Raw genomic sequence first — 9,089 nt, 5'->3', positions numbered from 1 at the left:
CCCGGCGCGCTCCCCAGAGGGCACCTGACCGACGAGAGCCCTCCGGCTGTAGGTGCGTCGTTGCTGCTCGAGCAACGATGCATTCGGCCTGGATCGGACTCTTCGGTGCTGGCGAGGTACGTCTCCCAGGCGTGGTCCACGAAGCCGAGCTCGCGGTCACTCTCGACCTCCAGGACCTCTCGAAGTCCCTCGCGGTAGGCCTGTCTGGGCCAGCGGACGACGCCGCGTTCGAGTTTCGCGATGTAGTGGGCGTCCAGGCCGCAGTCTGTCTGGGTTGTGTCCCAGAGCCAAGCGGCCACGGCCTCGGCTAGCTCGGCCCGGGACATGGTTCGGCCAGGCCAGCGCACGGACTTGGTGCGCTGCCGGGTGGCTCGGAGTAGTTCGTTGGGTTCAACCACGGTTGGTGTTAACAGAGAGGGGCCTTCGGACCGTGCGAGCGTCTCGCTTCTGGCCGATGCCACCGGCGATGCAGGCCTCGATCCAGCTGTTCGCCTCGTTGTCGTCGTTCGGCCATTGGTGGCACGGCACGAGGCCGGGGGATAGGAGGTCCTGGCCGGGGAACATGGCGTGGATCTGGTCGAGGGTGCGGAACCAGCCGGTGCCGAGGGTGCTGTCGAGGAGTCGCTTCTCGATCTCGCGGCAGCGCGCGGTGATGGCTGGTTCTTCAGGGTCTAGGAAGTGGGAGATGACTGTGCAGGACCCCGGCGCTGCGGCGTCGATGTAGGTCTGCAGGAGTGCTGTCAGGCCATCGCCGTGGTGGTGATGCAGGTTCGCGGTGTGGAAGATGGCGATTGGGCGTGACCAGTCGAGGAAGGTGGTCACGTCCTTGTGTTTCAGGAGTTCGTCGGGCGCGAAGATGTCGCTGTCGAGGACGTGGGTGTTGGCGTTGGTGGCCAGCAGGGCGTGCGCGTGCGAGAGCACGATCGGGTCGTTGTCGACGTACAGAACCTTCGCCGCTGGGTTGATTTTCTGTACGACGTCGTGGATGTGGTCGCCAGGTGGCAGGCCTGGCCCGCAGTCGAGGTACTGGGTGATCCCGAGCCGGGCCAGGTACGTCGCGGCCCGAGAGACGAATTGCTGGTTGGCCGTGGCCAGGGCGGAGAAGCCAGGGGCGACCTCGTGAATGGCGGCGAGGACGTCGCGGTCGACCCGGAAGTTGTCTTTGCCGCCGAGGGCCAGGTTCCAGACGCGCGCGGTGCTCGCCGTGATGACAGGGAACATCGCCAGGGCGCGCTGGGTCGCGTGTCGTGGGTCGCCGCTGGTCATCCTGGCCGGGGCCTCTCGCTGTGTGGTCGCTTGATCGGTGACATGGGACCGGGTGGGCGGCTGTGTGGGCGGGGAAGCCACACAGCCGGCCCCGGTGGTGTGGAGGTCCCGGCTTCCGGGGGAGGTCTGGACTCGATCCGCCCCACAGGGGAGAGCGGATCGCGCCGGGGCTCCGTTATCGGTTGTCACCGCCCCTCACTCAGTGCGTTGAGGCAACAGTGAACAGTGAAACGCTCTGATTTGCAACGTTTCGTTTTGGCGTGTTTCGTCTTAGCATGTCTGGCGGATGGGTGCGGGAGAGGGCGCTAGTGTTTGGTCGCTCAGAAACGAGGTCAGATGACGACGCAATCAGCCACTGGAACGGTCTCGCGAATCCAGCTCGGCAGGCATCTGCGCGAGCTTCGTGAGGGTGCCCGCATCTCCCTGAGGGAAGCGGGTAGGCGGCTTGAGCTGTCAGCGGCCACGGTGTCGCGGATGGAGAACGGAGAGACCTCGGTTCGCAGTCTCGACGTTGAGCAGGCGTGCAAGATCTACGGTGTCTCCGATCCCGAGGTCGTCCGTTCGCTGATGGATCTAGCCTTGGAGACCAAGGCGAAGAGCTGGTTGCAGTCGTACGCGGACGTGGTCTCGGACAACTTCGCGATGTACGTCGGCTTCGAGGCCGCCGCTTCGGCGCTGGCCTGGTACGAGCCCGATTTCGTCCCGGGCCTGCTGCAGACCCACGACTACGCACGCAGCGTCATGGAGCTGGAGCGCTTCACCGGAAAGCAGCCGGCCCCTGACCTGATGGAACGACGGCTGGACTTCCGGCTCGACCGGCAGCAGATACTCAGACGCGAATCGGGCGCGCCTGAACTGACGGTTGTGGTGGGTGAGGCTGCGCTGCGGCGGAGTATCGGCGGCGCCGAGACGATGGCCGGTCAGCTCGCGCATCTGCTGGAGATCACACACCTGACGAACATCGAGCTCCGGGTCATGCCGCTTGACCGTGAGCATGGCGGCCTCACCACCGGCCAATTCATCGTCCTCGACTTTCCGTCGCGCGGGAACGGCCGACTGATCGAGCCACCCGGCGTCTATGTGGACGGCTATCTTGGCTTCCACTACACCGTCAAACCCGATGAGGTCGAGTTGTATCGGACGGCCTGGAGCACTGTGTGGGACACCGCGTACGACGCGGAGCAGTCGGCTGACTTCATCAGCCACAGGCTGGAGGAGCTCCAGCAGCGCACCTGACCGGCGACGCTTTCGCCAGGCGGGTCCAGTGACACCGGTCGCTCAGGTGCTGAGGGCCATTCGCCGGGCGAGGTGTCGGAGTTTGGGGGAGGGCCGGCGGCCACGGTGCAGGAGATCGGTGACGAGTTCGCGGGCCATGGGCCTGTTGTGAACATGGGCCGGCGCGAGGCGTTCGGCCTCGAGGAGTGCTTCGAGAGCGGCACCGTCGCGGTGCGCCATGCCGAGGCCGCGCGCGTGGCAGGTCCAGTAGTGGGTTCGCCGTTCGGTCGATCCCATGGCCTCGACGGGTACCTGGTCGGCCAGGCCTAGCGCGTCTTTCGGGTGACCGAGCTCGACGGCGGTCTCAAGGGCGTGCAGGGCTACGTTCGGCGCATTGAACTGGGTCTGCCACGGGTTGCCGGTCGCCGGCGCGACGCGGGCGGCCTCGGCGAGGTGGCTGCGGACGTCGGCCTCGTCCCACAGCCGGGAGCTGGCCACCGCGGCGCGCAAGTGCATCGCTCCCCAGAGCGCGGTGAGGGTGGCGTCGCGGCCGACGTGCAGGTCGAGCCGGTCAAGGCCTTCAACTGCGGCGGCTTTGGCCGAGCGCAAGGCGTCGCCGCCTGCGTGCAGCCACACCCCACACAGGTCCCAGGTCGCGGCCGCGAGCGGGGCCGGTGCGCCGAGCGCTTCGGCGGTGCGTACTTCGAGCTCGACCGCAGTCCAGGCGAGGTCGTGGTGGCCGGTGAGGTCGGAGGTGACGCGGGCGATGTGGCAGACCCTGACGAACAGTGCGGCGAGTTCGTCGTGCGTCGCGCCTTCGGCGGCGCGCAGCGCGGCAGAGGCGTCGTCGACGAGCGAGGGCATGATCCCGCCGAGGGTGGCGAAGTCGGCGGCTTGGCGCAGATCTTCGGCCGTGGCGATCTCGGTGCGCAGGTCGGCCAGATCGCGCGGTGCGCGCGCTGGGTCGCGGTAGTGGGGCATCAGGGCGCGCTGGAGGGCGATCCGTAGTGCGGGGATGCCGTTGTGGCCGGAGTCGAGGTCGGGGCTGGCGTGCCGATAGGGCTGGCCGGTGAGTTCGACCATCTCGACGCCGAGGACGTCGGCGACCCGGTCGAGGACGCTGAACCGGTCGAGCGGGATCACGCCGCGCTCGGCTTGGCTGACCCAGCTCACCGAGTAGCCCAGTGCGTCCGCGAGCTGGGCTTGGGTCCAGCCTCTGCGCTTGCGGGCGCGGGCGATCCGTTGCCCGGTGGTCGTCGCGGTCATCGCTCTCCCTGTGGTCAGGTCGATCTTCATTCTCCCATCCGGGCGGTTACTGGCGGTGGACTCGCAGAAACTCTGCGACTCCGCCTACCTGGCCTGCCAGCACAATCGGTCACATAGCGAGAGCGATCCGCTACGTCAAGAGTCGCAGGCAAGGAAGCCGCCGGCGGTTCTGTGGGAGTCGCCCAGTTCGGGAGGAGCTGGCTGTGAGAACCGAGCATCGCCATCCTCTAGCGGCCCTGCGTGCGGCGATGGGAGTGTCAGCCGTCCAGTATTTGGCGCGGGTCGACCGTGAGCACCGGCGCCTCGGGTACGGCGCCATGGCGATCCGCCGGGAGAAGGTGACACGGTGGGAGTCCGGGGCTGTTGTGCCGGACTCGGCGGCGCAGCATGCGATGGCTCAGTTGCATGGTGTCCGTGCCGATGCCGTGAAGCAGCTCGGCTGGCCGGACTGGCTCGGTCAGGCATTCCACGACGACCACGCCGTACTCCATTCGCCTTGGACTCCTGCAGGTACGGTGGTTTCGACCGCCGCTGCCGCGCAGGGAGGCTCGATGGATCGTCGCGGGTTTCTGATCGCATCAGGTGGGTTGCTGACCTCGATCGGTACTGAGTGGTCCGGAGCCCTGGACGCAACAGCAGCAGCGGGTACGCCGCGCGGGCGGCGCCCGCTGACGGCGGCGACGCTCGACCGGCTGGAGCAGCGGCTGGACGACCTGCGGCGCCTGGACGACAGCCTCGGCGGCGGCGAGCTGCGAGAGCTGGCGACCGCGGAGTTCGGTCTGCTCAGCCGGCTGGCCGACGAGGCGATGTACGGCGACGCGATTGGCCAGCGCCTGTTCTCCGCGCTCGCGGAATCGGCGAGGATCTGCGGCTGGCTTCACTTCGACGCCGGGCGGCACGCCGCCGCCCAGTCGTACTACATCTCGGCTCTGCGCGCCTCGGCCACGGCCGGCGACACCGCGTGCGGCGCGAACATACTCGCGTTCATGGCGATCCAGACCTACTCGGTCGGCAGTCCGCAGGATGCGGTGAACCTCGTCCGCACCGCGCAGGCCCAAACTGCGCGGGCAACGCCGACGGTACGGGCGATGGTGCATATGCGGGCCGGCCGTGCCTTGTCGAAGACCGGCGATCGTGTCGGCTGTGCACGGGAGCTCGAGGCGGCGAGGGCGGCGTTCGAGTCGGGTCCACGCGATGAGGATCCGCCGTGGGCGTACTGGATGTCGGCGGGGGAGATCGAGATGATCGCGGCCTCGTCCGCGCTCGAGCTCGACGACCCGCAAAAGGCCCTGGAGTACTTCGCGGCCGCGCGAGAAAGCGCGTACGCCGCGGACGGCTATGCGCGCGACAACGCGCTGTACCTGGTGCGGTCGGCCGAGGCGCACCTCCGGCTCGGTGACGTCGACGCCGCCTGCGCGAAGGCCGGCGAGGCGCTGGACCAAGTCGAAAGTGTCGACTCGGCCCGGCCGAGCGGGGCGCTGGCCGACTTCACACGGCTTCTCGCTCCTCACCGGGCCGCTGCTGCAGCCCAACAATTCCTGGCTCGGACTGCTTAGATCAGCACCGCCGGAGCGGTCGCACGGCCGGCACGATCGACCCCTGGCGCGCTACCGCATCATCAGTTAATCTACATAGATAGTCAGCCACATATGTAGAGGAGGGACGACCATGAAGATCACCAACGCCCTGGAGCGAGTGCTCAGGGTGTTGCTCGACGATCCCGATGCCAGGCACTGGGGCTATGACCTGATGAAGACGGCCGGGTTGAAGAGCGGGACGTTGTATCCGCTGTTGTCTCGGCTACAGGACGAGGGATATGTGGAGTCCAGGTGGGAGGAACCCACCGGCGATCGCCCAGGCCCCATCCGGAAGTACTACGTCTTGACCGAGGACGGGCAGAGGTTCTCCCGCAAGGTTCTCGCGACGGTCTCCGCTGGCACCGCGGCCGTAGGTCCCGGCCGGCCGAGCCTCGGAACGGCGCGATGACAACGGCCGGGCTCGGGCGGGCTCATGCTCTCGCCCGGCGGATCATTCGCCGCAGCGTCAAAGTTCTCCCGGAGCACGAGCGGGGCGAAGTGCTCAAGGAGCTGTTGAACGAACTGTGGCACGTTGCCAACGGCAATCCACGCGGATGGCGTTCGGTGTACGCGCCGCTCAGTTTCGCGCGGGGGCAGCGCGAGAACTGCCAGATGCGGCGCGACATCGCCGCGGCAGCACGCATGCACCATGGTGACCGCTTCGCCGTGGTGCTGGTATCACTCTTCGGCCCAGCGCTCATCACGATGTTGTGCGTCGGCGCCGCGGTGATGCTTCCGCAGGTGTACAGCGGGACCGTGGAGTCACCGGTCGCGCCGCTACTGCAGTGGAGCGTCATCTGTCTCTCGCTCGGGTTCTTGTCTCGGTTGCCGTCGTTCATGCGGTCCGCTGCGAGATCAGCCGCGATTGGTTGCAGGCCTGCGACCGTCATGGCCATTCGCATCGTTAGCCTCGTGACCCAGTGGGGCGTGGCACTGATCGGCTTCGGGAATCTCGGCCTGCTCGTCTGGGCTCTAGCCGGCGACGCCGACGCCTACGACACGGTGTTCCGTGATGGGGCCATGTTCCCTGATCGGTTCGATCTGAATCTCGCCGCGACAGTGGGCGGCATCCTGGCGTCGTTCGTGGGCTCCCGAAGCGCCTGGTCTGTACGTCGCCACATACTCCTCGTCGGCGAGGTGGCGAAGTTGTCCGAGGTCGCCGACTAAGGGTCAAGCCACACTCACCCGGCAAAACAAACGCACAACTCTACATAGATAGCTACATATATAGAGGAGAGGGAAGATGGCCAAGATCAACACCCCACCGAACTCGCTTCCCGACGACGGCTTCTCTGAGCGGCACGTGCTGTTGCTCCTGCTCGCCGCGTTCGTCGGATTCGTCGCAGGCATGCTTGCGCACTGGAGCGGGCAGTCGCCTGCGGCCTCGGTACTGGTCGGCGGCGGGGCGGCCGGCTTCACGCTCGGACTCGCTCACACACTTATGCGTCGCCGATAGAGCGAAGCCGTACGCGAAGTTGCCAGCCCGTCTATTGCCGAATGCAACCATCAGCAGACCACACAGAAGCCCTTGAATTCCAGGGTTACTGAGTCAGAACGCAACAGCAACGCAACACGTCGAGGAGGACGCAACAGCGAGGCAACAGCTGATCCCTTGGCCCTGGCTGGCCTGGTACGGTTTGGTGATTGAGCAACACCACGGGCCGGGATCTCTCTCCCACCGATCCCGGCCCCGTGGATCCATTCGATCGGCAACTGGGGAGCGGGAGTCTGATGGGCGGCTTGGAGATGAGCGGCTTCGAGATGCTGGCCTGGGTGGATGCGTATCTGTGGTTCTTCCTGCTTCGCGACATCCGTCGCGAGATCAGGGGACTGTGATGGCCACCGCGGTCGACCAAGAGCCCCAGCGCATGGTCCGGGTGTGGTTCGGTGAGCACCCGATCGCCACGTACCGGGCTGAGCCTGAACTGGCCGGACGGTACGAGGCAGCGATGATGCGTCGTTTCCCGAGCCTTCGCGTCACCAACCACCCCGTCGGCCAATCGACAGGTAGGCCGTCGTGATCGGACCGTCCGCCCGGCTGGCACTGGGGTACCTGCGACAGTACCCGCTGATGTCAGCCGACGAGCTCGGCCGGTGCCAGCAACGTATGGCCGAGACCGCCAAGACACGCGGCCTCGTCCTCGGGACAGTCCACGTCGAGGCGCTCCCCACCGAGACCCAGGCGTTCGAGCAACTGCTGGCCGCGGTCGGCAGCCTGGACGTCGCGGCGGTCATCGTCCCCACGCCGATCCACGTCGGCGCTCGGGACGACCGCGGTTCGCGGTGGAACCGGATCCGGCTCGAAACCGGGGTGGAGGTGTTGTTCACCGACCCCGGTCCATGATCCAGCGGGATCGGCCGCTCCTCAGCGCAGGTGCTCCTCCTCCTTCATCTGCGCCGGCCGATCCCGCTTCGGGCGCCTGTCCGTGCGGCCTCTTCCCCTGTAGGTCGCACGGCCAGAGCACCCCTTCGAACCGGTGGGCGACCGGGCTGAACCAGTGGGTGCGGTCGTCCGCCGTTCCACCCCGGGATCGGGCGGGATCCCGCCGAGGGCCCTGCCGTCCCCCACCCAGGCAAGGGAGGTGGGGGACGGCGCTCGGGCCAGTGATCAGCGACTGCACCGCACCCCTGACGCGCATCGAAAGGAAGCAAATGACCGACCACACGACCACTGCGGTCTGGCGCAAGTCCACCCGCAGCAATCCCAACAACAACTGCGTCGAGGTTGCCTTCCTGCCTGATGGCGGCGCGACGGTGCGAGACAGCAAGCAGCGCGGCGGAGGTCCGATCCTTCAGTTCACGGGATCGGAGTGGGATGCCTTCATCGCCGGGGTCAAAGACGGGCAGTTCGACAACTCCCTAGGCTGACTCCGCCGCCCACCTCTCCTCGACCCCTCAAGCGTCCGCGCCGACCGGAGCCACTTCTGATCGGCGTGGACTCACGTCTCTGTCCCGGTTTCCCCTGATGCCTGATCGTCTCGACGATGGAGGCCCAGTGGGGGACAGGCTCGGCCCCGAGTCACTCGCGCCAGGGCAGGATGTGGAAGCGCCTGCACCTTCCGCTGCGAAGGTGCGGGCGTTCTCGTACCGGCGCACTCGCTGGGGACTGGCCGGATGCGAGGCTTGGGGGCATGTCAGTCGAGCATCAACACGGTCCCTGCGACCTGCCGGTTGATCCGCTGCTCGGGCAACCGCGGATGGTCGCTGATCCGCGGATCTCAATCACGCAGGCCAGCGTGGTTCTGGGCAAGAGTCCTGCCCAGGTGCACCGGTTCATCGCGCTTGGACGGTTGCCGCGCCACGGCCAGCCGAACAATGGGCGGCCGCTGCTGCTGTCGGAGGTCGTGGCTCTTCGCGATAAGGGCGAGCCGATCAAGCTTGTTCCGGCTGCAAGGCGTCTTCAGTGCTCCCTCGATGACGTCCGAAAGTTGATTGCCGACGGCAAGCTGCCGCTGGTGCCCGGGACAAAGTCGCTGGTCTACCCAGCTGATGTGAAGGAACTCGCCGCGACGTCGGCGACCAACCTGCCCCGGAAGCCACAGGTTCCTGACGGCTACGTCGGTACGGCGGCGGTGGCAAAGCGACTCGGGCGCAGCGAGTCGTACATCCGTCAGATGGCTGCCGACGGCAGACTGCCGGCCATGTTCGTGTCGGGCAGATGGTATTTCGACCCGAATCGCATCGACATGATCGAACGAGCACGTCACGCACAGGCCGTACGCGGTGTGCCGATCATGCGCTTCGACTAACTGACCTACGGCACGG

The 9,089-nt window shown here is 66.9% G+C and carries 10 protein-coding genes and 1 pseudogene; 8 read left to right on the top strand and 3 right to left on the bottom strand.

Translation table 11 applies throughout. From position 1 onward, the window contains the following. Positions 1-326 (bottom strand): annotated as a pseudogene (locus ACGFIF_RS43200) (hypothetical protein); the annotation flags it as partial. A 64-nt stretch (positions 327-390) separates the two neighbouring features. Further along, on the bottom strand, positions 391-1,266 hold the full coding sequence (locus ACGFIF_RS43195) for an SAM-dependent methyltransferase (RefSeq protein ID WP_393163550.1): 876 nt from the start codon (positions 1,264-1,266) through the stop codon (positions 391-393). 336 nt (positions 1,267-1,602) lie between these two features. Here ACGFIF_RS43195 and ACGFIF_RS43190 point away from each other — a divergent pair, with 336 nt between their 5' ends. Then, positions 1,603-2,502 carry a helix-turn-helix domain-containing protein gene (locus tag ACGFIF_RS43190; protein WP_393163548.1) on the top strand — a complete coding sequence of 300 codons (900 nt, stop codon included), beginning with the start codon at positions 1,603-1,605 and terminating at the stop codon, positions 2,500-2,502. Positions 2,503-2,544: 42 nt separating this feature from the next. Here ACGFIF_RS43190 and ACGFIF_RS43185 read toward each other — a convergent pair whose 3' ends face one another. Then, positions 2,545-3,747, bottom strand: a complete 1,203-nt coding sequence (locus ACGFIF_RS43185; RefSeq protein ID WP_393163546.1) for a helix-turn-helix domain-containing protein — start codon at positions 3,745-3,747, stop codon at positions 2,545-2,547. 248 nt (positions 3,748-3,995) lie between these two features. Between ACGFIF_RS43185 and ACGFIF_RS43180 the strand changes: the two genes are divergently transcribed. The 7 genes from ACGFIF_RS43180 to ACGFIF_RS43150 all read left to right on the top strand — a co-directional run bounded on the left by ACGFIF_RS43180 (position 3,996) and on the right by ACGFIF_RS43150 (position 9,073). Continuing rightward, entirely contained in the window at positions 3,996-5,303 is a 1,308-nt protein-coding gene (locus ACGFIF_RS43180) for a hypothetical protein (protein WP_393163544.1), read from the top strand. A gap of 112 nt (positions 5,304-5,415) precedes the next feature. Next, positions 5,416-5,733 carry a PadR family transcriptional regulator gene (locus ACGFIF_RS43175; RefSeq protein WP_393163542.1) on the top strand — a complete coding sequence of 106 codons (318 nt, stop codon included), beginning with the start codon at positions 5,416-5,418 and terminating at the stop codon, positions 5,731-5,733. After that, a complete protein-coding gene (locus ACGFIF_RS43170; RefSeq protein ID WP_393163541.1) occupies positions 5,730-6,491 on the top strand; it encodes a hypothetical protein in 762 nt (253 codons plus the stop codon). Before ACGFIF_RS43175 ends, ACGFIF_RS43170 begins: the two co-directional genes overlap by 4 nt. Before the next feature lie 76 nt (positions 6,492-6,567). Continuing rightward, complete coding sequence (locus ACGFIF_RS43165; protein WP_393163539.1) at positions 6,568-6,780, top strand: hypothetical protein; 213 nt, start codon at positions 6,568-6,570, stop codon at positions 6,778-6,780. Positions 6,781-7,341: 561 nt separating this feature from the next. Next, on the top strand, positions 7,342-7,668 hold the full coding sequence (locus ACGFIF_RS43160) for a hypothetical protein (protein WP_393163537.1): 327 nt from the start codon (positions 7,342-7,344) through the stop codon (positions 7,666-7,668). Positions 7,669-7,976: 308 nt separating this feature from the next. Continuing rightward, a complete protein-coding gene (locus ACGFIF_RS43155) occupies positions 7,977-8,192 on the top strand; it encodes a DUF397 domain-containing protein (protein ID WP_393163535.1) in 216 nt (71 codons plus the stop codon). A 263-nt stretch (positions 8,193-8,455) separates the two neighbouring features. Next, a complete protein-coding gene (locus ACGFIF_RS43150; protein ID WP_393163533.1) occupies positions 8,456-9,073 on the top strand; it encodes a helix-turn-helix domain-containing protein in 618 nt (205 codons plus the stop codon). Positions 9,074-9,089: the final 16 nt, after the last annotated feature.

Origin of the sequence: Kribbella sp. NPDC049174, from assembly GCF_043197365.1 — a bacterium.
Lineage (GTDB): Bacteria > Actinomycetota > Actinomycetes > Propionibacteriales > Kribbellaceae > Kribbella.
The sequence above is the reverse complement of the archived record's forward strand: the minus strand, read 5'-3'. Positions and strand labels throughout refer to the sequence as shown.

Bases quoted from the DNA above. Each gene is read 5' to 3' on its own strand.
- ACGFIF_RS43195 (WP_393163550.1), bottom strand. From the start codon at position 1,266: ATGACCAGCGGCGACCCACGACACGCGACCCAGCGCGCCCTGGCGATG.
- ACGFIF_RS43190 (WP_393163548.1), top strand. From the start codon at position 1,603: ATGACGACGCAATCAGCCACTGGAACGGTCTCGCGAATCCAGCTCGGC.
- ACGFIF_RS43185 (WP_393163546.1), bottom strand. From the start codon at position 3,747: ATGACCGCGACGACCACCGGGCAACGGATCGCCCGCGCCCGCAAGCGC.
- ACGFIF_RS43180 (WP_393163544.1), top strand. From the start codon at position 3,996: ATGGGAGTGTCAGCCGTCCAGTATTTGGCGCGGGTCGACCGTGAGCAC.
- ACGFIF_RS43175 (WP_393163542.1), top strand. From the start codon at position 5,416: ATGAAGATCACCAACGCCCTGGAGCGAGTGCTCAGGGTGTTGCTCGAC.
- ACGFIF_RS43170 (WP_393163541.1), top strand. From the start codon at position 5,730: ATGACAACGGCCGGGCTCGGGCGGGCTCATGCTCTCGCCCGGCGGATC.
- ACGFIF_RS43165 (WP_393163539.1), top strand. From the start codon at position 6,568: ATGGCCAAGATCAACACCCCACCGAACTCGCTTCCCGACGACGGCTTC.
- ACGFIF_RS43155 (WP_393163535.1), top strand. From the start codon at position 7,977: ATGACCGACCACACGACCACTGCGGTCTGGCGCAAGTCCACCCGCAGC.
- ACGFIF_RS43150 (WP_393163533.1), top strand. From the start codon at position 8,456: ATGTCAGTCGAGCATCAACACGGTCCCTGCGACCTGCCGGTTGATCCG.